General features: G+C 56.5%; 21 protein-coding genes. 11 read left to right on the forward strand and 10 right to left on the reverse strand.

Annotated features, from left to right (window positions below; translation table 11 throughout):
- Positions 1-147 precede the first annotated feature (147 nt).
- Positions 148-1,086, forward strand: a complete 939-nt coding sequence (locus tag IM313_RS14790; protein WP_053087961.1) for an Abi family protein — start codon at positions 148-150, stop codon at positions 1,084-1,086.
- A gap of 38 nt (positions 1,087-1,124) precedes the next feature.
- Here IM313_RS14790 and rhaM read toward each other — a convergent pair whose 3' ends face one another.
- The 5 genes from rhaM to rhaB all read right to left on the reverse strand — a co-directional run bounded on the left by rhaM (position 1,125) and on the right by rhaB (position 6,267).
- Positions 1,125-1,439 carry an L-rhamnose mutarotase gene (gene rhaM / locus IM313_RS14795; protein ID WP_049000048.1) on the reverse strand — a complete coding sequence of 105 codons (315 nt, stop codon included), beginning with the start codon at positions 1,437-1,439 and terminating at the stop codon, positions 1,125-1,127.
- Entirely contained in the window at positions 1,436-2,584 is a 1,149-nt protein-coding gene (fucO, locus tag IM313_RS14800; protein ID WP_192972065.1) for a lactaldehyde reductase, read from the reverse strand. Before fucO ends, rhaM begins: the two co-directional genes overlap by 4 nt.
- Positions 2,585-2,614: 30 nt before the next feature.
- Complete coding sequence (gene rhaD, locus IM313_RS14805) at positions 2,615-3,445, reverse strand: rhamnulose-1-phosphate aldolase (RefSeq protein WP_045260243.1); 831 nt, start codon at positions 3,443-3,445, stop codon at positions 2,615-2,617.
- Between the two features lie 96 nt (positions 3,446-3,541).
- Positions 3,542-4,801, reverse strand: coding sequence for an L-rhamnose isomerase (gene rhaA / locus IM313_RS14810; RefSeq protein ID WP_049000051.1), 1,260 nt, complete (start codon positions 4,799-4,801; stop codon positions 3,542-3,544).
- Positions 4,798-6,267 carry a rhamnulokinase gene (gene rhaB, locus IM313_RS14815; protein ID WP_192972066.1) on the reverse strand — a complete coding sequence of 490 codons (1,470 nt, stop codon included), beginning with the start codon at positions 6,265-6,267 and terminating at the stop codon, positions 4,798-4,800. Before rhaB ends, rhaA begins: the two co-directional genes overlap by 4 nt.
- Before the next feature lie 301 nt (positions 6,268-6,568).
- Between rhaB and rhaS the strand changes: the two genes are divergently transcribed.
- Positions 6,569-7,405, forward strand: coding sequence for an HTH-type transcriptional activator RhaS (gene rhaS, locus IM313_RS14820; protein WP_192972067.1), 837 nt, complete (start codon positions 6,569-6,571; stop codon positions 7,403-7,405).
- 73 nt (positions 7,406-7,478) lie between these two features.
- A complete protein-coding gene (gene rhaR, locus IM313_RS14825) occupies positions 7,479-8,327 on the forward strand; it encodes an HTH-type transcriptional activator RhaR (RefSeq protein WP_049000056.1) in 849 nt (282 codons plus the stop codon).
- On the opposite strand, the gene rhaT is transcribed toward rhaR, so the two are convergent.
- Positions 8,328-9,362, reverse strand: coding sequence for an L-rhamnose/proton symporter RhaT (rhaT, locus tag IM313_RS14830; RefSeq protein WP_192972068.1), 1,035 nt, complete (start codon positions 9,360-9,362; stop codon positions 8,328-8,330).
- A gap of 288 nt (positions 9,363-9,650) precedes the next feature.
- On the opposite strand from rhaT, the gene sodA reads away from it, so the two are divergent.
- Both sodA and yiiM read left to right on the forward strand, forming a co-directional pair.
- Positions 9,651-10,271 carry a superoxide dismutase [Mn] gene (gene sodA, locus IM313_RS14835; protein ID WP_003861999.1) on the forward strand — a complete coding sequence of 207 codons (621 nt, stop codon included), beginning with the start codon at positions 9,651-9,653 and terminating at the stop codon, positions 10,269-10,271.
- 71 nt (positions 10,272-10,342) lie between these two features.
- The gene (yiiM, locus tag IM313_RS14840) at positions 10,343-11,017 is read left to right on the forward strand and encodes a 6-hydroxyaminopurine reductase (RefSeq protein ID WP_192972078.1); all 675 of its coding nucleotides are present in this window, start codon (positions 10,343-10,345) and stop codon (positions 11,015-11,017) included.
- Positions 11,018-11,069: 52 nt separating this feature from the next.
- Here yiiM and cpxA read toward each other — a convergent pair whose 3' ends face one another.
- Both cpxA and cpxR read right to left on the reverse strand, forming a co-directional pair.
- A complete protein-coding gene (gene cpxA, locus IM313_RS14845) occupies positions 11,070-12,443 on the reverse strand; it encodes an envelope stress sensor histidine kinase CpxA (RefSeq protein WP_003862003.1) in 1,374 nt (457 codons plus the stop codon).
- Positions 12,440-13,138 carry an envelope stress response regulator transcription factor CpxR gene (gene cpxR / locus IM313_RS14850; RefSeq protein ID WP_006179159.1) on the reverse strand — a complete coding sequence of 233 codons (699 nt, stop codon included), beginning with the start codon at positions 13,136-13,138 and terminating at the stop codon, positions 12,440-12,442. The genes cpxA and cpxR overlap by 4 nt, the downstream gene beginning before the upstream one ends.
- Before the next feature lie 150 nt (positions 13,139-13,288).
- On the opposite strand from cpxR, the gene cpxP reads away from it, so the two are divergent.
- The 6 genes from cpxP to IM313_RS14880 all read left to right on the forward strand — a co-directional run bounded on the left by cpxP (position 13,289) and on the right by IM313_RS14880 (position 19,332).
- Positions 13,289-13,795, forward strand: coding sequence for a cell-envelope stress modulator CpxP (cpxP, locus tag IM313_RS14855; protein ID WP_028014854.1), 507 nt, complete (start codon positions 13,289-13,291; stop codon positions 13,793-13,795).
- 153 nt (positions 13,796-13,948) lie between these two features.
- Positions 13,949-14,842, forward strand: a complete 894-nt coding sequence (gene fieF / locus IM313_RS14860) for a CDF family cation-efflux transporter FieF (RefSeq protein WP_028014853.1) — start codon at positions 13,949-13,951, stop codon at positions 14,840-14,842.
- Between the two features lie 174 nt (positions 14,843-15,016).
- Positions 15,017-15,979: a 6-phosphofructokinase gene (pfkA, locus tag IM313_RS14865; protein WP_028014852.1), complete on the forward strand. Its 963-nt coding sequence runs from the start codon at positions 15,017-15,019 to the stop codon at positions 15,977-15,979.
- Between the two features lie 134 nt (positions 15,980-16,113).
- Positions 16,114-17,103 (forward strand): sulfate ABC transporter substrate-binding protein, encoded by a 990-nt coding sequence (locus IM313_RS14870; protein ID WP_182034777.1) that lies wholly within the window; start codon positions 16,114-16,116, stop codon positions 17,101-17,103.
- A 107-nt stretch (positions 17,104-17,210) separates the two neighbouring features.
- Entirely contained in the window at positions 17,211-17,954 is a 744-nt protein-coding gene (locus IM313_RS14875) for a CDP-diacylglycerol diphosphatase (protein WP_192972069.1), read from the forward strand.
- 73 nt (positions 17,955-18,027) lie between these two features.
- On the forward strand, positions 18,028-19,332 hold the full coding sequence (locus IM313_RS14880) for an SLC13 family permease (protein ID WP_192972070.1): 1,305 nt from the start codon (positions 18,028-18,030) through the stop codon (positions 19,330-19,332).
- A gap of 38 nt (positions 19,333-19,370) precedes the next feature.
- Here IM313_RS14880 and tpiA read toward each other — a convergent pair whose 3' ends face one another.
- Together tpiA and IM313_RS14890 are read right to left on the reverse strand one after the other, a co-directional pair.
- A complete protein-coding gene (gene tpiA, locus IM313_RS14885) occupies positions 19,371-20,138 on the reverse strand; it encodes a triose-phosphate isomerase (protein ID WP_006808674.1) in 768 nt (255 codons plus the stop codon).
- A gap of 111 nt (positions 20,139-20,249) precedes the next feature.
- Positions 20,250-20,846 (reverse strand): DUF1454 family protein, encoded by a 597-nt coding sequence (locus IM313_RS14890; RefSeq protein ID WP_100171282.1) that lies wholly within the window; start codon positions 20,844-20,846, stop codon positions 20,250-20,252.
- Positions 20,847-20,897 lie beyond the last annotated feature (51 nt).

Here is a 20,897-nt window from a genome sequence, read left to right on the forward strand (position 1 = left end):
TATGGTGTACGCAACCAGAACCTATAAAAAGGGGAAGTAGACAGTACAGGCTTTCAGGACCAAATTCTAACGGTTGAAGGATCCACCGTCAACTGTATCTACAGGTCTATGGTATGCTTCGGCACATCGTTCTGGGAGCACGAATAAATGCCGCAAGCTACTAATTATAAACCGATTATTTCATTGATCTCATCAATACGTCTGGACGGATATCGCACAACGTTTCGTCCGAATAATGAATGCGAATTATACGGCATATACATCTGGTCTCAGCATGCAGCAGCGTCCATTTATCCTCTCCTCCAAAACCTTGAGATCTCTTTAAGAAACGCCGTCGACAGAGAAGCCAGGGTGAGATTTGGCGATATGTGGTGGGAAACGATTCACTGCACAAAAGACCGGGATGAGTGTCATTTCTATAAAAACATCGAAAAGGCTCAAGAGTGCCTTACCCGGGAATGGCGCAAAAAAGAGATGAGACGCAGGCGAGGAGCTTATGCTCAGGTGCAACCGGTCCCGGAATGGAGTCACGATCGTATTATTGCCTCAACGGATTTTAGTACCTGGCATTATGTTTTGAATAATGAGTTTAACGCTCCCGCGCCGCGAGATAACCACGGGTATTTATGGCCAAAATCATTGAGTAAAGTCTTTAAAAATTACGCCAGAATCAACACGAACCCGCAAAAAGTCAGAAAAACGCTGATCGATCTCATCTTTGAACTGAGAGAGTATCGCAACCGTATTTCCCATCACGAACCTATCTGGGTTAAAGCGCCAAACGTGAATGACGCAAGAACGGCGATTGATACGATAAGAGTCAAGATAAACAAAATTGAACTTATCATCGAAGCTCTTGATATTAATCTGCTTAAGGTGATGAAAAAGGTAGGGCTGTTTGAGAATGCCAGACGCGTTTGCTCACTAGACGAGCTCAATATCTATCGTTATACGAAACCGTTTTGTGCGTTATCGCCCGAGCAGATTGCCGTTATTGAACAGTACTGTCACGATGCGAAAGAGAGGAACGAAACCATCATCTGGGAGCATGATACGGTAGTTTATGGATTGAGAACCTTGCGCTAAAAGCAGGTGACGCGTGCGTTGCATCACCTGCTTTGCCGTTACGCTAAGTAAAACACCTCTTTCAGTTCCGAACTCACCGGGCTGTTATCTGGGTTCGACGGCATGACGTCAGCCATATATTTCCACCAGCGCTGGCACACGTCGGTATTCGCCACCGCGTTCCAGCGCTCCTCCGACTCAATCTCCACCGTCGCAAACAGCAGGTTGCGTTCTCTGTCGAGATAAATGGCGTAGTGGTGTGCGCCGTGGTCTTTCAACACCGCTGCAAGCTCGGGCCAAATCGGATTGTGGCGACGCGCGTACTCCTCGTGCGCGTCCGGGTTTATCTGCATCACAAACGCTTTGCGGATCATAATGCCTCCAGGTACAGCTCGCGGACCTCGTCGCGGCTGGCGGTGCGGGGGTTGCACGGCGCACACGGATCGGCGAGGGCTTTATCCAGCCAGCCTTCGATATCGGCTTTGGTGACGCCGAGCTGGCTGAAGCCTGACGGAATGCCGACGCGGGCGCTCAGGTCGCGAATCGCCTGAATGGCGGACATGCTTGCGGCTTCATCGCTCATCCCGCGGGTATCGACGCCCATTGCCTGCGCCACGCGGGCAAAACGCGCGACCGCGTTCGGGCGGTTAAAGTTTTCGATGATCGGCAGCAGGATGGCGTTGCACACGCCATGCGGCAGGTTGTGCGTTGCGCCCGGCTGGTGCGCCAGAGCATGTACCAGCCCCAGCCCGGCGCTGTTAAACGCCATACCCGCCAGGTACTGACCAAACGCCATCTGCTCGCGCGCTTCCAGGTTATGACCGTCGTCGACCGCTTTCGGCAGCCAGAGGTTAATCAGGCGAATCGCTTCCAGCGCGTTGGCATCGGTCAGCGGGTGCGCGCCAACGGACACGTAGGCTTCAATGGCGTGCGTTAACGCATCCATACCGGTCGCGGCGGTCACCGGGGCCGGAATATCAAGCATCACGCTGGCATCGTCCACGGCAATATCCGGGATGATGTTCGGGTCGATAATCACCTCTTTCACCTGACGAGCGGAGTCGATGATCACTGCGTTGCTGGTCATCTCTGCCGCGGTGCCTGCGGTAGTGTTGATGGCCACCAGCGGCACGCCCGCGTTTTTCACCTTGCCGACGCCGGAGTAATCGGTAGACGGGCCAGGATTAGCGGTGAGGATTTTAATCGCCTTGGCGGTATCAATCGGGCTGCCGCCGCCAAAGGCAATCACGTAATCACACTCCGCGTCCCGGTAAGCCGCAAATCCTTTTTGCACCAGCGCTTCCGTCGGGTTCGGAAACACCTCATCGAACAGGTGATATGACATTTGATGGGCGTCCAGCGCGGTAAACAGGCTGTCGAGCAGGCCCAGTTTCACCAGTTGGCCGTCGGTGACAACCAGCGCTTTGCCCCACTGCCTGGTCGCTACCAGGTTGACCATATCGCCGATTGCACCCGCGCCATGCAGGCTAATTTTGGGAAGTGCCAACATAAAGCTCATGATAATTCTCCTTAACTATCGCCTGTGGCGTTACGCGTATAAATCCAGGGCCGACTGCATCGGGGTAACGCCAAAACGTTTGCCCAGGGCGATCAGCTCTTCCCGGGTGATGGTCTGCTTCATGCCGCCCATGGAATAGACCTTCACCAGCACCTCCGCGGATTTCTCGGCGGTGTCGATCAGGCCAAAGGTTTCATCCAGAGTCGGACCGCTGCCGAAGACGCCGTGAAACGGCCACAGCACCAGGGCGTGCTTTTGCATATCCGTCGCGGTCGCCTGACCGATTTCATCGGTACCCGGCACCATCCACGGCAGAATGCCGACGCCGTCCGGGAAGACCACCAGGCATTCGGTACTGCCTTCCCACAGCTTGCGGGTAAAGAAATCAGAATTATTTTCCAGCACGTAGGTCAGGGCGATCAGGTTAGTGGCGTGGCAGTGCATGATGACGCGGTCTTTGCCGTCAGTCGCCTTGATGCGCTCGCAGTGGGAGAGGAAGTGCGCCGGCAGTTCAGAGGTCGGCACCGCGTCGTCCGTTAGTCCCCACAGAATGTGGTAGCCCGCGCCGTCGCTGTCTACCCTCACGACGCCGAGATTGGCTTCCGGGTCCAGTTGAACGTTACGGAAGAACTTCCCGGAACCGGTAACGATAAACGGCGTGTTGGCGAGCAGCGGCATCGGCTGGCTCAGGGCAATATAGCGCGGCTTCTGATGAAAATCGGCGGCGTACGGCTCGATGTCCGCATCGTCCAGGCGCAGCGTGAGGTTGCCGCCGTTGCGCTCGTCCCAGCCCTTCAGCCAGGCGTCGGAGGTGGCTTTGATCATGCCCTGGACGAACCAGGAGGTGGTGATGGTCTGCATACAGTGTTTCCTTTGAAAATGCCGGGTGGCGTTACGCTTACCCGGCCTGCTTTTACCTGTAGGCCCGGCAAGCAACGCGCCGCCGGGCGATATTTTTTACTGACGAGCGGCGAGCACGTCTTTTTCATACGCCCGCACGTTGTCCAGCCACTGGCTGCCCGCAGGCGCATCGTGACGCTGGCAGTACATCTCCCATACCGCCTGCCACGGCAGGGATTTTTGCTCCTCCAGGAGCGCCAGACGCGCGGTGTAGTCGCCGTTTTCTTCAAGCTGTTTCAGCGCAGCAGTCGGCTCCAGCAGGGCGCGCAGCAGCGCTTTCTTCATGTTGCGGGTGCCGATTACCCACGCCGCGATGCGGTTGATGGAGGCGTCAAAGAAGTCGAGGCCGATGTGCACGCGGTCAAACAGATCGTGACGGACGATCTCGCTGGCAATCGCCTGGGTTTCGTCGTCCAGCAGGACCACGTGGTCGCTGTCCCAGCGCACCGGACGGCTGACGTGCAGCAGCAGGCGCGGCACGTAGAGCATGGCGGCGGAGATTTTGTCGGAGATGACTTCCGTTGGGTGGAAGTGGCCAGCATCCAGGCACAGCGCGGTCTGGCGGCTGGTGGCGTAACCCATGTAGAACTCGTTTGAGCCCACGGTGTAGCTCTCTGCGCCAATGCCGAACAGCTTGCTCTCCACCGCGTCGATATGGTGCGCCGGATCCAGCTTCTCGCTGATGGCTTCATCCAGCGCGGCCAGCAGGCGCTGGCGTGGCGCCAGACGGTCAACGGTGATGTCCTTCATGCCATCCGGGATCCAGATATTCATCACCGACGGCGTGCCAAGCTGTTCGCCGAAATACGCCGAGACGCGGCGGCTGGCCTTCACGTGGTCGATCCAGAACTGTCGGATTTCGTCGTTGGCGTGTGCAAGGGTAAACCCGTCCGCGCTCAGCGGGTGCGAGAAGCAGGACGGGTTAAAATCCAGTCCCAGCCGGTTGGCCTTTGCCCACTCCACCCAGTTCTTAAAGTGTTCCGGTTTGATTTCGTTACGCGCGACCGGCGAGTCCGATTCGAGATAAATCGCGTGCAGGTTCAGGCGTTTTGGACCTGGGATGAGGCTCAGCGCCAGCTCCAGATCCGCACGCAGTTCGGTGGCGTTGCGCGCTTTGCCCGGGTAGTTACCCGTTGCCTGAATGCCACCCGTCAGGGAACCGCCCGGATTCTCGAAACCGGCGACGTCATCACCCTGCCAGCAGTGCATGGAGACGGGCAGACGGTCGAGCTGGCGCAGCGCCTCTTCGACATCCACGCCGACGGCGGCGAAACGCTGTTTAGCCAGGTCCCAGGCTTGTTCAAGTTGAGTGGTCATGCGCAAAGCTCCTTAGTCAGTCGTTTTTGCTGAAACTGCGCCCGGTAGCGGGCAATGTCATGGCAGGGATTGGGGGTGAAGGTGGTCAGGCTGTTATTCGCCGTCACCACCGAACGGAAATCGTCGACGTTTGATAGTTCGTCCAGCGTCATCAACTGAATGCCAATGTTGCCGAGCGTGGAAGCCTCTACGGGACCTGCCACCACGGTAATGCCGCAGGCATCGGCGCAGAGCTGGTTCAGCAGCTGGTTCTGGCAGCCGCCGCCCACGATGTGCAGCTGGCTGAACGGTTTACCGCGAAGGCTCGCCAGCTCGCTCAGGATGTCGGCATAGAGCAGGGCGAGGCTGTCAAAAATACAGCGCGAAAGCTCGGCGGGGCGGGAAGGTACCGGCTGCCCCGCGTCAAAACAGGCGGCCTGGATCTCAGCGCTCATGTGCACCGGGTTAATAAAGCGGTCGTCGTTCGGGTTAATCAGGAAGGTGCAGGCCTTCAGCTTTTCGGTTTCCGCGATAAGCGTGGGCAGGTCGGTGACGTTCTGCTCTTTCAGCACCCGCTGGAGCAGCCACAGGCCCATGATGTTCTTCAGCACGCGGTAGCGTCCTTCGGCACCGCCTTCGTTGGTGATATTGGCGGCCAGCGCGGCGTCGCTGGTGTAAGGCGTTTTGCTCTCAAAACCCATCAGCGACCAGGTACCGGAGGAGAGATAGGCCGCGTCTTTGCTGGCGAGCGGCGAGGCAATGACCGCGCTTGCGGTGTCGTGACTGGCGACGGCGACAACGGGAATTTCATTCCCCTGCGGGCAAATCCACTGGCCGATGACATTGCCTGGATGGGTTGGCGCGCCGAACCAGGACGGCGAGGCGCCCGTCCATGCCAGCAGGTGTTCATCCCAGTTATCGGTGTTGATATTGACCAGCTGCGTGGTGGTGGCGTTGGTGTATTCCCAGTTCATGTTGCCGGTCAGACGATAGCTTAAGTAATCCGGGATCAGCAGCGCATGCGCCACCTTTTCAACCAGCTCTGGCTGTTGCTCCACCAGCGCGCGCAGCTGGTACAGCGTGTTAAACGGCAGAAACTGAATGCCGCTGCGACCATAGATATTCTCTTTGCCAAGCTGCGCGATGGCGTGCGCCATCAGCCCATCGGTGCGGCTGTCTCGGTAGGAGACGGGCAGGCCAACGCGTTCGCCGTGACTGTCCAGCAGCACGTAATCCACGCCCCAGGTATCAATGCCGATACTGTCGATGCGGATACCGTTTTCGCAGACGTTGTGAAGTCCGGTGCGGATCTCCGCCTCCAGCGCATCAATATCCCAGGTCACAAAACCGACCTGTTTTTGCAGACAATTGGCGAAACGGTGCATTTCGCGAAGCGTAAGGGTGTGCTGGTCACAGTCCCAGGTGGCGAGCATTACACGGCCGCTGGATGCGCCTAAATCGACAGCCACACAATGGCGAAAAGTCATGGTCGGGTCCTTTCTTAAGTCATTAGCGATGAGTGTAAGAAAGGGAAGAAATAGCCACCTTCTCGCCACTGACAGCCCAAATCTCGCGCTGGCAAGAAAGCAAAGGTGAACGTGAGGGAGTTCACAGTTTCCAGTAATGACGGGGTTTGCAGGCAGTGTGACGCTGACCGCATTTCCCGATCTTTCCGCCTGTTTCTTGAAAAACCGGCAGCTTTTGCGCGGTTTACTGTCAAAAATTTAAGGTGAGCGTGGAGGGCCTTAATTACTATTTTGAGAACTTTTCTCATTGGTGGGGGCCGTTATGACCGTACTGCACAGCGTCGATTTTTTTCCTTCGGGAGCTTCTGCGGTCGCGATTGAGCCACGGCTTCCCCAGGCTGCGTTCCCGGAGCATCATCATGATTTTCATGAGATTGTGATTGTTGAGCACGGAACGGGCATCCACGTGTTCAACGGTCAGCCGTATACCATCAGCGGCGGTACGGTGTGCTTCGTGCGCGACCACGACAGGCACCTGTATGAACATACCGACAACCTGTGTCTGACCAACGTTCTTTATCGTTCCCCGGATGCGTTCCAGTTTCTCTCCGGGTTGAATCAGCTGTTGCCGCAGGAGAAGGACGGCCACTACCCGTCGCACTGGCGGGTGAATCAATCCACGTTACAGCAGGTGCGTCAGCTGGTGAGCAAGATGGAGCAGAGCGAGGACGGGCAGGAGACGCACGCGATTGCCACCCGCGAGCTGCTGTTTATGCAGCTGTTGGTGCTGCTGCGCCGAAGCAGCCTGGTGGAAGGGATGGAAAATAATGACGCACGGCTGAACCAGCTCATGGCCTGGCTGGAAGATCATTTTGCTGAAGATGTCTGCTGGGAAACGCTGGCGGACGACTTTTCGCTCTCGCTGCGCACGCTGCATCGTCAGCTCAAGCAGCATACCGGGCTCACGCCGCAGCGTTACCTTAACCGTCTGCGCCTGATTAAAGCGCGTCACCTTTTACGGCATACCGACGAAAGCGTTACAGAAATTGCTTATCGCTGCGGTTTCGGCGACAGTAACCACTTTTCGACGCTATTTCGCCGGGAATTTAGCTGGTCGCCGCGCGATATTCGTCAGGGGAAAGACGCGTTGCTTCAGTAACGCGAGGGCAGTCACCGTTTTCTGGCCGCAGAAAAGCTAATAATGCTCGGTTATTCGCCGTAGAGGTTGTGGTGTGGCCGCTCAGTTAATTCTTCGCAAAGATGATTTTTTTGCCTCCGCGAGTCAGGCCGTCGCGGTGGCCGACCGTTACCCGCAAAATGTCTTTGCCGAGCACACCCATGAGTTCTGCGAGCTGGTGCTGGTGTGGCGCGGCAACGGCCTGCACGTCCTCAACGACCGGCCCTACCGCATCACGCGCGGGGATCTGTTTTACATTCGCGCCGAAGACAAACACGCCTACGCCTCGGTTAACGATCTGGTGTTGCAGAACGTCATCTACTGCCCTGACAGGCTTAAACTGAATGTCGACTGGGCGAGCAACATTCCGGGCATTCTGAATGCCGGAGGCGAACCGCACTGGCGCTTAAGCAGCAGCGGCATGGCTCAGGTGCGCCAGACGATTTCCCAGCTGGAGCAGGAGAGCCAGAAGGGCGACCCGGTGGCAAACCAGATGTCGGAGCTGCTATTCGCTCAGCTGGTGATGACCCTGAAGCGCCATCGTTACGCCACGGATAATCCTTCCGCCACCACGCAGGAAGCGCTGCTGGATAAGCTGATTGCCCGGCTTGCGGGCAGCCTGAATAAAAGCTTTGTGCTGGAAAAATTCTGCGAGCAGGAGCAGTGCAGCGAGCGCGCGCTGCGCCAGCAGTTCCGCACCCAGACGGGAATGACGATAAACCATTATCTGCGCCAGCTGCGCATCTGCCACGCTCAGTATCTGTTACAGCATACGGAGCTGATGGTCAGTGAAGTGGCGATGCGCTGCGGCTTTGAGGACAGTAATTACTTTTCGGTGGTGTTTAACCGTGAGGTGGGGATGACGCCGGTTCAGTGGCGTCATCGCAGTCGAAAAGCAGCGTAATCAGTTCGCCATGCCGAGGCCGACGATATTGGCCGCAATGATAATCACCACGCAGCCCAGGCTCAGTACGCCAACCGGACGACGTCCGGCGTTGTTCCACTCCTTCAGCACCAGCCCAACCAGCCCGCCGCAAAGCACGTAGAAGCTCATGTGCAGCATCCAGCTTATGTAGTCGTACTGCGGCGGAATGCTGGCGTGGCCCCAGGCGTAGAAGAAGAACTGCAGATACCACATCAGGCCGCCGAGCGCGGAGAGCAGAATGTTGGTAAGGATCAGCGGTTTTGCCAGCGAGAAGTCGGATTTTAGCGACAGGTTCTTCACTTTTGCCAGACGAATGAAGCAGAAACCGAGGTTTACCAGCGCGCCGCCGCCCATGATCACCACGTAGCTTGGCAGGGCAACATACAGCGGGTCAACGCCCAGCGCCGCAGCGGCGTCGTGCATCGGTTTGGCGGCGTTCATGGCGAACGACATGCCCGCCGAGAAGACCCCGCACATCACCGCCAGCAGCAGCCCTTTCTTCAGGTTGAACTCTTCGGCCCTGATGCCCATCTTGCGTTCTTTTAGCTGGCCTGCGCGGGTAACGATTCCCACGCCGATCACCGCCACCAGCACGCCCAGCAGCGTCATCCGGCCGCCCTGGGTGTTGATCAGCACGCCGAAATGGTCGTTAAGGATTGGCGTCATCAGCGTGCCGACGATCAGCGTAATGCCAATCGCGATGCCGATACCCATCGACATCCCGAGGTAGCGCATGGTCAGGCCGTAGTTGATGTTGCCGATGCCCCACATCGCGCCGAACAGGAATACCGGTAGCAGAGTGGAGGCGTTGAAGGAGGAGAAGTAGCCCCAGAAATCGGGCAGCAGCATGGCGCTGATTGTCCACGGCAAAATCAGCCAGGAGACCGTACCCCCAACGGACCACATGGTTTCCCACGACCAGCCTTTCACCTTTTTGAACGGGGCATAGAAACAGGCTGCACTGGCTGCGCCTATTAAATGCCAGAAGATACCCATCGTAATCGCATGATTCATTTTTACGTCCTCATCGTTTTTATAGCCGGAGGCTTCCCCCCGACTTGATGAGTGTAAAAATTAGGCTGTTCAGGAACCTTCAGAAGGTTGCCGCACTTTTGTTTTGAATGGCAATCAGCACGTTAAGCGCGTGAGCAGACTCACAATTCTTTTATTTCTCAAAAACCGAATAACCATATAAAAACTACGGCATTGATAATCATTTTCAATATCATTTAATTAACTATAATGAACCAACTGCTTACGCGGCATTAACAGCTGTGCCGCCCGACAATAATGGAGAGGATTATGAGTTATACACTGCCATCCCTGCCGTATGCCTACGACGCACTGGAACCGCATTTCGACAAGCAGACGATGGAAATCCATCACACTAAACACCACCAGACCTACGTGAACAACGCGAACGCGGCGCTGGAAAGCCTGCCAGAGTTCGCTAATCTGCCTGTTGAAGAGCTGATCACCAAGCTGGACCAGCTGCCAGCAGACAAGAAAACCGTACTGCGTAACAACGCGGGCGGTCACGCTAACCACAGCCTGTTCTGGAAAGGCCTGAAAACCGGCACCACCCTGCAGGGCGACCTGAAAGCGGCTATCGAGCGCGACTTCGGTTCCGTAGACAACTTCAAAGCGGAATTCGAAAAAGCCGCTGCAACCCGCTTCGGCTCTGGCTGGGCGTGGCTGGTTCTGAAAGGCGACAAGCTGGCAGTGGTTTCTACTGCTAACCAGGACTCCCCGCTGATGGGTGAAGCGATCTCTGGCGCATCCGGTTTCCCAATCCTGGGTCTGGACGTGTGGGAACACGCTTACTACCTGAAGTTCCAGAACCGTCGCCCTGACTACATCAAAGCGTTCTGGGATGTCGTGAACTGGGACGAAGCAGCAGCGCGTTTCGCCGCTAAAAAATAAGGTTGCATTGACGCCTGTGAGAAGCGAGTCTGATGACTCGCTTTTTTTGTATCTGCGTAATGGAGGCAGCGATGCATTACCCGGTGAACGTGTTTACAGGCAAGGTAAGGGAGTACGACGGCAGCCGCCCGAGCGCCATCGCCAAAGTGCAGGTCGACGGTGAGCTTTCGCTGACCGAGCTCGGGCTTGTGGGCGACCAGCAGGCCGAAAAAAAAATCCACGGCGGGCCCGATCGCGCGCTGTGCCACTATCCGCGCGAGCACTATCAGCACTGGAAAACCGAATTTCCTGAGCAGGCGGACCTCTTCGTCGCGCCCGCGTTTGGCGAAAATCTTTCAACGGAAGGGCTGACGGAAAAGAACGTCTTTATTGGCGATATTTACCGCTGGGGCGATGCTCTGATTCAGGTGACGCAGCCACGCTCGCCGTGCTTTAAGCTCAACTACCATTTCGGGATTCAGGATATGTCGGCCCAGCTGCAAAACGCGGGCAAAACCGGCTGGCTGTATCGCGTTGTGCAGGCGGGACAGGTTTCGGCGGACGCGCCGCTTGAGCTCGCGTCGCGCGTGAGTGAGGTGTCGGTGTACGAGGCCTGCGCGATTGCCTGGCATATGCCTTTTGACGATGAACAGTATCATCGCCTGCTGTCGGCGGCGGGGTTGTCTACCAGTTGGACGAGAACGATGCAGAAGCGGCGTATAAGCGGGAAGATCGAGAGTAGTTCGCGGAGATTGTGGGGGAAATAGGTTCCGTAGAAAGTAGGCCGGGTAAGGCGAAGCCGCCACCCGGCACATACCGTTACGAACGCTTATACAGCGGCAGCCACAGCGTTAACCGCAGCCCGCCCAGCGGGCTGTCGTCGGCTTTCACCCAGCCGCGGTGCTGCTGCATGGCGGTTTCTACAATCGCCAGACCCAGCCCCGTGCCGCCGGACTCACGGTCGCGCGCTTCGTCGGTGCGGTAGAACGGACGGAAAATCTGCTCGCGATCTTCCGGGCTGACGCCTGGACCATCGTCATCGACAATGACGGTGATCCCGTCTTTATCCACCGAAAACGCCACTTCAATCTTCGTGTGCGAGTAGCGCAGGGCGTTACGCACGATATTCTCCAGCGCGCTTTCCAGCGCGTTAGGGTTACCGTACAGCGGCCACGGGCCCGGCGGGAAGTTGACGGTGAACGATTTCCCCATCTGCTCCGCTTCGAAGGCCGCGTTATCCAGCACCTCGTGCCACAGGTGATTGGCTTTCACCGTTTCGCTCACCAGCGCGTTTTTCTGCTGGTTGCGCGACATCACCAGCAGATCGTTAATCATGCTGTCCAGACGATGCGCTTCCGTTTCAATACGCTCCAGCTCTTTGCTCTCCCCGCTGCGGCGACGCAGCAGGGCGGTGCCCAGCTGTAAGCGCGTGAGCGGGGTGCGCAGCTCGTGTGAGATGTCCGACAGCAGGCGTTGCTGGGCCGTCATCATTCGATCAAGCGCGCTCACCATCTGGTTAAAACTGGTGCCGGCGGCCAGGAACTCCTGCGGCCCGGATTCCAGCTCCGGATGCTGCCTGAGGTTGCCTTGTGCCACTTCGTCCGCCGCATTTTTCAGCTTACGCGCCGGTTTCGCCAGGCTCCACGCCAGCCATAACAGCAGCGGGGAACTGACCAGCATCGTGACGATCAGCAGCAGAAGCGGACGGTCAAACAGCAGGTTGATGAAGTCGGACTGGGAACTGCTCGCAGGGCGAATCAGGTAGAGCTGGTAGTTATCTTCCCCATCCCGTACCGAGAAAGGGCCGACCATCTCTACCCGACCATATTTCTTTTTCTGTGGGTGATCGGCGTTATCCGCCTGGCCAATAAAGTTGCGGATGATCTGCATTTCATTGCGATCGGCGCCAATCACGCGGCCTTCGCTGGTAACCAGCAAAAGACGTTGTCCTGGCGGCGCCCACTTGTCGATAGCGCGAAACAGCCTGCGCCACCACATTAAATCGTTCGGCGGATCGTTTGCCAGCTCCGCTTCCACGTGCTGCTCGATCATCACGCCCTGACGTTGCTCGCTGTCGAGCAGCTCCGTCATCTGGCGTGAGTCGAGTTTTGGCAACATCAAAACGAGCATTAAAACCAGTGCCAGCGTCAGCCAGAAGATGGCGAAGATGCGGGCGGTTAAGCTGCCTATCATGAAGCAGAAACCATCAGATAACCGCGACCACGCAGGGTTTTAAACCATGGGTGACCGTCTTTACGCTCCGGCAGCTTGCGGCGCAGGTTAGAGATGTGCATGTCGATGGCGCGGTCAAACGGCGTGAGGCGTTTGCCCAGCACTTCCTGGCTTAAATGTTCACGCGATACCACCTGGCCAAGATGTTGCGCCAGTAGATACAGCAGTGTGAACTCGGTGCCAGTAAGCTCCAGCGTCTGGCCGTCGAAGCTTGCTTCCTGACGGCCCGGGTTCAGGCTCAGGGAGTCCACTTCCAGCGTTGGCGAGCTGTTGTCGGTATTCTGCTGCTGCTCGCTCCAGTGGGAACGACGCAGGATCGCGCGAATACGGGCCACCAGTTCACGGTCGTTGAACGGCTTCGGTAAATAGTCATCCGCACCTAGCTCAAGGCCGAGAACGCGGTCAAGCTCGCTGCCGCGGGCGGTCAGCATGATAACGGGGGTCTGGTGTGTCTGGCGAAGCTCTTTCAGCGTATCAATACCGTTTTTCTTTGGCATCATTACGTCGAGCAAAAGTAGATCGATGCTGTCGTCAAGGAGACTCAGCGCCTGCTCGCCATCATGGGCAACCAGGACGTTGAAACCTTCCATGTCGAGCAACTCCTTTAAAAGGGATGTGAGCTCTCGGTCATCGTCAACTAACAGGATTTTATTCATTGTTTAAATACCTCCGAGGCAGAAATTACGACATCAAGGCTATCTAATCCATGACTTTACGTTGTTTTACACCCCCTGACGCATGTTTGCAGCCTGAATCGTAGACTGTCTCTCGTTGAATCGCGACACGAAAGATTTTGGGAGCAAGTGATGCGCAAAGTTACCGCTGCCGTCATGGCCTCAACGCTGGCGTTCAGTGCGTTTAGCCAGGCTGCTGTAGCTATCATCGGCGATAACGGTTCCTCGCAAGAGGGCGCAACGCAGCACAGCAGCCAAAGCCATATGTTTGACGGCATAAGTTTAACCGAACATCAGCGTCAACAGATGCGAGATCTGATGCAGAGGGCACGACACGACCAGCCCCCTGTTAATGTTAGCGAAATGGAGACAATGCATCGCCTTGTCACCGCAGAAAATTTTGACGAAAGCGCTGTTCGCGCTCAGGCCGAAAAAATGGCACAGGAACAGGTTGCCCGCCAGGTAGAAATGGCGAAGGTCCGCAACCAGATGTTCCACCTGCTAACGCCCGAGCAGCAAGCGGTTTTGAATGCCAAACATCAGCAGCGTATGGACCAGCTGCGTGAGGTTGCACGGATGCAGCGAAGCTCAGAAGCGACGTTTTTCAGTAGCAATAGCAGTACCCGTAGTAACCAGTAAACCCTGTTTTCCTTGCCATAGACACCATCCCTGTCTTCCCCCACATGATGTGGGGGTTTTTTTTGCCCCGCATTCTGATTTGTTAACCGTTTATTCATCCTTTGCCTCCCCATGCTTCCGTTATACTAGCGGCATGACATGACAGGAGCGTTTATGAATCAATCCTATGGAAGGCTGGTAAGCCGGGCTGCCATTGCGGCGACCGTCATGGCCTCTGGCCTGCTGCTGATCAAAATCTTTGCCTGGTGGTATACCGGCTCGGTCAGTATTCTGGCGGCGCTGGTGGATTCACTGGTCGATATCGCCGCCTCGCTGACCAATCTTCTGGTGGTGCGCTACTCGCTGCAGCCGGCGGATGAAGAGCACACGTTTGGGCACGGTAAGGCGGAATCGCTCGCGGCGCTGGCGCAAAGTATGTTCATTTCTGGCTCTGCACTGTTCCTGTTTTTGACCGGTATTCAGCATTTGGTTTCGCCTTCACCGATGAACAATCCCGGTGTCGGCGTGGTCGTCACGGTCATTGCACTTATAAGCACACTTGTTCTGGTTACGTTCCAGCGCTGGGTCGTTCGCAAAACGCAAAGTCAGGCCGTACGGGCGGATATGCTTCATTATCAATCTGATGTTATGATGAATGGGGCTATTCTTATTGCGCTCGGTCTGGCCTGGTATGGCTGGCATCGGGCCGATGCGTTGTTTGCGTTAGGGATTGGTATCTATATTTTATATAGCGCCCTGCGGATGGGGTATGACGCGGTGCAATCACTGCTCGATCGCGCTCTTCCGGACTCAGAACGTAACGAAATTTTTTCTATCGTGACCTCCTGGCCCGGCGTCAGCGGTGCACACGATCTTCGAACGCGGCAGTCAGGGCCGACCCGCTTTATTCAGATTCATATTGAAATGGAAGACAACCTGCCACTGGTACAGGCTCACGTTATTGCTGAGCAGGTCGAGCAGGCGATTTTGCAGCGTTTTCCTGGTTCAGACGTCATCATTCACCAGGATCCCTGCTCGGTTGTACCCGGACATGTTGGGCTTTCGTAATTCGTTGTAAAAAAGTGAGCCAGGCCAGCATTTTGTGTATAAATTACCGCCATTTGGTCTGACCTGAATCAATTCAGCCAGAAGGGATTGATATACTATTTGCAGTATTCGTTGGTCGATAAGTTTCTTCCGGCAACAGATTTCAATTTTGCATTCCTAAGTTCAGAGGTAGTCATGATTAAGAAAATCGGTGTGTTGACAAGCGGCGGTGATGCGCCGGGCATGAACGCGGCAATTCGTGGGGTTGTCCGTGCAGCGCTGACGGAAGGTCTGGAAGTTTTTGGTATCTATGATGGTTACCTGGGTCTGTATGAAGACCGTATGGTTCAGCTCGACCGCTACAGCGTGTCTGACATGATCAACCGTGGCGGTACCTTCCTTGGGTCTGCGCGCTTCCCGGAATTCCGTGACGAACACATCCGCGAAGTGGCTATCGAGAACATGAAAAAGCGTGGTCTGGACGCGCTGGTCGTTATCGGCGGTGACGGCTCGTACATGGGTGCAAAACGTCTGACCGAAATGGGCTTCCCGTGCATCGGCCTGCCGGGCACCATCGACAACGACATCAAAGGCACTGACTACACCATCGGTTACTTCACCGCGCTGGGCACCGTTGTGGAAGCCATTGACCGCCTGCGTGACACCTCTTCTTCTCACCAGCGTATCTCTATCGTTGAAGTGATGGGCCGTTACTGCGGTGACCTGACCCTGGCAGCGGCTATCGCCGGTGGTTGTGAGTTTGTGGTGGTTCCTGAAGTGGAATTCAGCCGCGAAGATCTGGTTGCTGAAATCAAAGCCGGTATCGCGAAAGGTAAGAAACACGCGATTGTGGCTATCACCGAGCACATCTGTGACGTTGACGAGCTGGCGAAGTACATCGAAACCGAAACCAAACGCGAAACCCGCGCGACCGTTCTGGGTCACATCCAGCGCGGCGGTTCCCCTGGCCCGTACGACCGTATTCTGGCGTCCCGTATGGGCGCGTACGCTATCGAGCTGCTGCTGCAGGGCCACGGTGGCCGCTGCGTCGGTATTCAGAACGAACAGCTGGTTCACCATGACATCATCGACGCGATTGAAAACATGAAGCGTCCGTTCAAAGGTGACTGGCTGGACTGCGCGAAAAAACTGTACTGATCCTTCGAGCCCTCTTCTTTCTGAAGAGGGCTTTTATTCCTCCACGTTATAGCCAATCTTTTTTTATTCTTTAATCATCGATTCGCTTTCTGGCACGCTGCATTCATCAAAACACTACACAAGAGAGCTGGGCGATGAATAAATGGGGCGTGGGGTTAACATTATTGCTGGCATCGACCAGCGTGCTGGCAAAGGACATTCAACTTCTCAATGTGTCGTACGACCCGACGCGTGAGCTGTACGATCAATACAACAAAGCCTTCGCGGCGCACTGGAAGCAGGAAACCGGCGACAATGTGGTGATTCGCCAGTCGCACGGTGGCTCTGGTAAGCAGGCGACATCTGTGATTAACGGTATTGAAGCCGACGTGGTTACCCTGGCGCTGGCCTATGATGTCGACGCTATCGCCGAGCGTGGCCGTATCGACAAAAACTGGATCAAACGCCTGCCAGACAACTCCGCGCCATACACCTCGACCATCGTCTTCCTGGTGCGTAAAGGCAACCCGAAACAGATTAAGGACTGGAACGACCTGATCAAACCGGGCGTTTCTGTGATTACCCCGAACCCGAAAAGCTCCGGCGGGGCACGCTGGAACTACCTGGCGGCCTGGGGCTACGCGCTGCACCACAACAACGGTGACCAGGCTAAAGCACAGGAGTTCGTCAAATCCCTGTACAAAAACGTTGAAGTGCTGGACTCCGGCGCGCGCGGTGCCACTAACACCTTCGTCGAGCGCGGAATTGGCGACGTGCTTATTGCCTGGGAAAACGAAGCCCTGCTGGCGACCCACGAACTGGGTAAAGACAAGTTTGAGATCGTGACTCCGAGCGAATCTATCCTCGCCGAGCCGACCGTTTCCGTGGTCGATAAGGTCGTTGATAAGAAAGGCACCAAAGCGGTGGCGGAAGCCTACCTGAAGTATCTCTACTCGCCGGAAGGCCAGGAAATCGCGGCGAAGAACTTCTATCGTCCACGCGATGCGGCTGTCGCGAAGAAATACGACAGCGAATTCCCGAAACTGAAGCTCTTCACCATTGATGATGTGTTCGGCGGCTGGACGAAAGCGCAGAAAGAGCACTTCTCTAATGGCGGCACCTTCGACCAGATTAGCCAGCGTTAACGGTTAGCAAACGACACGGCGACCCGGTGTGAGAAATCCACCGGGTTTTTTATTTGGTCATCATTTTGCGTTACTCTTTTGCCTCTATTGAAAACAGGGAACGCGTTGTGAAAAAAATTATCTTACTGATCCTGATTGTCATCGCCCTTGCCGCAGGCGGCGTGTACTGGATAAAAGCGGGTAATCCGAATGCGTTGCGCCATATCGTCCTCGACCAGTGTCTGCCTAATCAGCTGCAACACCGTAACCCGGCACCCTGCGCGCAGGTGAAGCCTGACGCGGGCTATGTGGTATTCAAGGACCGCAACGGGCCGCTGCAGTATCTGCTGATGCCAACGTATCACATCAACGGCACCGAAAGCCCGCTCCTGACCGAGCCTCATACACCAAACTTCTTCTGGCTGGCGTGGCAGTCGCGCAGCTTTATGACCCTGAAGCGTGGCTCTGAAGTGCCGGACAGCGCTATTTCGCTGACGATTAACTCACCGACCGGACGCACACAAAACCATTTCCATATCCATATCTCCTGCCTGCGCCCGGACGTGCGCGAGAAGCTCAACGCGGCGCAGGGAGACATCAGCACCCAGTGGCTACCCTTCCCGGGCGGGCTGGAAGGACATGAGTACCTCGCACGCCGGGTGACGGAGAATGAACTGGTCCAGCGCAGTCCGTTTTTGATGCTGGCGGAAGAGCTGCCGGAGGCGCGCGACCATATGGGACGCTTCGCGCTGGCGATGGCGCAGCAGTCGGATGGTTCGTTTGTTTTGCTGGCGACCGAGCGTAACCTGCTCATGCTTAACCGCGCGTCGGCAGAGGAATTGCAGGATCATCAATGCGCTATCCTGAAGTAACCCCACTATAAATCGCGTTTACTCAGGCTGCCTGTCACCGTAGACTTGCTGAAAAAATCTACAGGAGACAGGTATGTCGCTCTGGTTAACGCATCCTCTGCTGCTGCCCTCGCTGATCGTCGGCGTCACCATCGTGCTGTGGGCGACGTCGCTGTTGCCGGAATTTATCACCGCGCTGCTGTTTTTCACGGCGGCGATGACCGCCAGAATCGCCCCGCCGGAGGTGATTTTTGGCGGTTTTGCCTCTTCGGCTTTCTGGCTGGTCTTCAGCGGCTTTGTGCTCGGCGTGGCGATCCGTAAAACCGGCCTGGCGGACAGGGCCGCCCGGGCGCTGTCGGCAAAGCTCACTGACTCCTGGATGCTGATGGTGGCGAGCGTGGTATTGCTCAGCTACGCGCTGGCGTTTGTGATGCCGTCAAACATGGGGCGTATTGCGCTGCTGATGCCCATTGTCGCGGCGATGGCGAAACGCGCCGGTATCGCCGACGGCTCCCGCGCCTGGTTCGGCCTTGCGCTGGCAGTCGGCTTCGGTACCTTCCAGCTCTCGGCCACCATTCTGCCCGCCAACGTGCCTAACCTGGTCATGAGCGGCGCGGCGGAAGGCTCGTACGGCCTTCACCTGAACTATGTCCCGTATCTGCTGCTGCACACGCCGGTGCTCGGTATTCTCAAAGGCCTGATTCTGATTGGCATCATCTGCTGGCTGTTCCCCGGCAGCCCGAAACCGGCGAAGGATTTCACGCTGTCTGAACCGATGGGGCGTGACGAAAAACGACTCGCCTGGCTGCTGGTGGTGGTGCTGATGATGTGGGTGACGGAGAGCTGGCACGGCGTGGGGCCGGCGTGGACGGGGCTGGCGGCCTCGATTATCGTCATGCTGCCGCGCATTGGTTTTATCACCGGCGAGGAGTTCTCGGCGGGGGTAAATATGCGCACCTGCATTTACGTTGCGGGTATTCTCGGGCTGGCGATCGTCGTGACGCAAACGGGTATCGGAGCGGCCGTAGGCGAGGCGCTGCTGCGCATAATGCCGCTGGATGCGGACAAACCGTTCACCAGCTTCCTGGCGCTAACCGGAATTACTACGGCACTCAATTTCATTATGACTGCCAACGGCGTTCCGGCGCTGTACACCACGCTGGCGCAGAGCTTCTCGGATGCGACCGGTTTCCCGCTGCTGTCGGTGATCATGATTCAGGTGCTGGGCTATTCCACGCCGCTGCTGCCGTATCAGGCGTCGCCGATTGTGGTGGCGATGGGGCTAGGAAAGGTGCCTGCAAGGGCGGGGATGTTGCTCTGCCTGGCGCTGGCGATTGCGACGTATCTGGTGCTGCTGCCGCTGGATTATCTGTGGTTTAGCGTGTTAGGGCGTTTGTAGCGGCGGGTAAGCGCAAGCGCCACCCGCCACAAAGGCCATTACGCCTGTTTAGCCGCTTCTGCCGCTTTAACGATCACCGCGAAAGCGTCCGCTTTCAGGGATGCACCGCCAACCAGCGCGCCATCGATATCTGGCTGGGTGAACAGCTCAGCAGCGTTGGAGGCGTTTACGGAGCCGCCGTACTGGATGATCACTTGCTCAGCCACTTTCGCGTCGGCTTTAGCAATGTGGTCACGGATGAATTTGTGAACTGCCTGAGCCTGCGCAGGGGTAGCAGATTTGCCGGTACCGATCGCCCAGACTGGCTCGTAAGCGATAACCGCGCCTTCGAACGCTGCCGCGCCCTGCGTTTTCAGCACGGCGTCGATCTGACGTGCACACACTTCTTCGGTTTTGCCCGCTTCGTTTTCCGCTTCGGTTTCACCGATGCACAGAACCGGGATCAGACCCTGCTCTTTCAGTACGGCAAATTTCTTCGCGATGAACTCGTCAGATTCTTTGTGGTAGGTGCGACGCTCGGAGTGGCCGATGATGATGTATTTCGCGCCGATATCTTTCAGCATTTCAGCGGAAGTTTCACCGGTGAACGCGCCAGACAGGTTAACGTCAACGTTCTGCGCGCCCAGCACGATGTGGCTGCCGTCAGCGGCACGTTTAGCCAGATCCAGGTACATATCCGGCGGAGCGATAGCAACCGCGCAGCCGGTCACGCCAGCCAGCTCTTTACGCAGGTTTGCAACCAGTTCGTTTACCATGTGGCGGCTGCCGTTCAGTTTCCAGTTACCCATCACTAAAGGATGTCGCATTTCAATTCTCCACGCTAAATAAGCGAATTAAGGAATATGGCCGCCCTGTCGGGCAGCATGGTCTGTGAATCAGTATAGAGATTTTCCCTCGAAAGGCTTTGCTTTTTGTCATTAATTGGCCCCGCCAAGGGTGTCAGATAGCGCCAGCTTAATCGGTTCAACGGCGAAGGTCAGTCCTTTTTCGCCGTTATCCGCCACTACATAGCGAATCGCGCCTTCGGTTGAGGCGTAGTACCGCTTGTTTTTACCGGCGGCCAGCAGCTTTTGTAGCTTTTGCTGGCTCTGCTTTTTCGTCAGCGCAGGCGTAAACGCCTGCAGCACCGCGCTCATGTAATCAAGCGCCTTCGATTTAGCCGCTTTCTGCTCTGGCCCCTGAATCGGCAGCCAGGTGATTTGCATGCTTTTGATTTTTAACGTACCGCGCTCCAGCGCCGTGGAAGCATACAAATTCTCGTTAATCTTGCTCGCTGCACGGGTCAGTGTAGGGGTATCGCGCGAGCTATCAATGGCGCGAAACTCATCCAGCGGCAGCCCTGGGTTGGCCTGATTGAAAGCTTCGCGAAACTGGCTGATGGACTGATCGAAAGACGGTGCGCCCGCCAGCAAATACGGCGCAGTGGTGGGGGCCGCGGTGTTGGCGGCGTGCAGCGGAAAACCCGCGCCGAGCATCGCTAAACACAGGAAAAGAGAATGTGCCGAATTTTTCATCAACATTGCACCTGGCCGTAAGTGCTCATGATTAAAACGATATCTGGTCGG

Source organism: Enterobacter cloacae complex sp. P2B (genome assembly GCF_014895985.1).
GTDB lineage: Bacteria > Pseudomonadota > Gammaproteobacteria > Enterobacterales > Enterobacteriaceae > Enterobacter > Enterobacter bugandensis.

What these genes read in the sequence shown, in the direction of transcription:
- rhaB (WP_192972066.1), bottom strand. Translation starts at nt 6,267, where the DNA reads ATGACTTTTCGCCATTGTGTGGCTGTCGATTTAGGCGCATCCAGCGGC.
- pfkA (WP_028014852.1), top strand. Translation starts at nt 15,017, where the DNA reads ATGATTAAGAAAATCGGTGTGTTGACAAGCGGCGGTGATGCGCCGGGC.
- fucO (WP_192972065.1), bottom strand. Translation starts at nt 2,584, where the DNA reads ATGAGCTTTATGTTGGCACTTCCCAAAATTAGCCTGCATGGCGCGGGT.
- cpxR (WP_006179159.1), bottom strand. Translation starts at nt 13,138, where the DNA reads ATGAATAAAATCCTGTTAGTTGACGATGACCGAGAGCTCACATCCCTT.
- rhaS (WP_192972067.1), top strand. Translation starts at nt 6,569, where the DNA reads ATGACCGTACTGCACAGCGTCGATTTTTTTCCTTCGGGAGCTTCTGCG.
- yiiM (WP_192972078.1), top strand. Translation starts at nt 10,343, where the DNA reads ATGCATTACCCGGTGAACGTGTTTACAGGCAAGGTAAGGGAGTACGAC.
- cpxA (WP_003862003.1), bottom strand. Translation starts at nt 12,443, where the DNA reads ATGATAGGCAGCTTAACCGCCCGCATCTTCGCCATCTTCTGGCTGACG.
- rhaA (WP_049000051.1), bottom strand. Translation starts at nt 4,801, where the DNA reads ATGACCACTCAACTTGAACAAGCCTGGGACCTGGCTAAACAGCGTTTC.
- tpiA (WP_006808674.1), bottom strand. Translation starts at nt 20,138, where the DNA reads ATGCGACATCCTTTAGTGATGGGTAACTGGAAACTGAACGGCAGCCGC.
- sodA (WP_003861999.1), top strand. Translation starts at nt 9,651, where the DNA reads ATGAGTTATACACTGCCATCCCTGCCGTATGCCTACGACGCACTGGAA.
- IM313_RS14870 (WP_182034777.1), top strand. Translation starts at nt 16,114, where the DNA reads ATGAATAAATGGGGCGTGGGGTTAACATTATTGCTGGCATCGACCAGC.
- rhaM (WP_049000048.1), bottom strand. Translation starts at nt 1,439, where the DNA reads ATGATCCGCAAAGCGTTTGTGATGCAGATAAACCCGGACGCGCACGAG.
- IM313_RS14790 (WP_053087961.1), top strand. Translation starts at nt 148, where the DNA reads ATGCCGCAAGCTACTAATTATAAACCGATTATTTCATTGATCTCATCA.
- cpxP (WP_028014854.1), top strand. Translation starts at nt 13,289, where the DNA reads ATGCGCAAAGTTACCGCTGCCGTCATGGCCTCAACGCTGGCGTTCAGT.
- IM313_RS14880 (WP_192972070.1), top strand. Translation starts at nt 18,028, where the DNA reads ATGTCGCTCTGGTTAACGCATCCTCTGCTGCTGCCCTCGCTGATCGTC.
- fieF (WP_028014853.1), top strand. Translation starts at nt 13,949, where the DNA reads ATGAATCAATCCTATGGAAGGCTGGTAAGCCGGGCTGCCATTGCGGCG.
- rhaD (WP_045260243.1), bottom strand. Translation starts at nt 3,445, where the DNA reads ATGCAGACCATCACCACCTCCTGGTTCGTCCAGGGCATGATCAAAGCC.
- IM313_RS14890 (WP_100171282.1), bottom strand. Translation starts at nt 20,846, where the DNA reads ATGAAAAATTCGGCACATTCTCTTTTCCTGTGTTTAGCGATGCTCGGC.
- rhaT (WP_192972068.1), bottom strand. Translation starts at nt 9,362, where the DNA reads ATGAATCATGCGATTACGATGGGTATCTTCTGGCATTTAATAGGCGCA.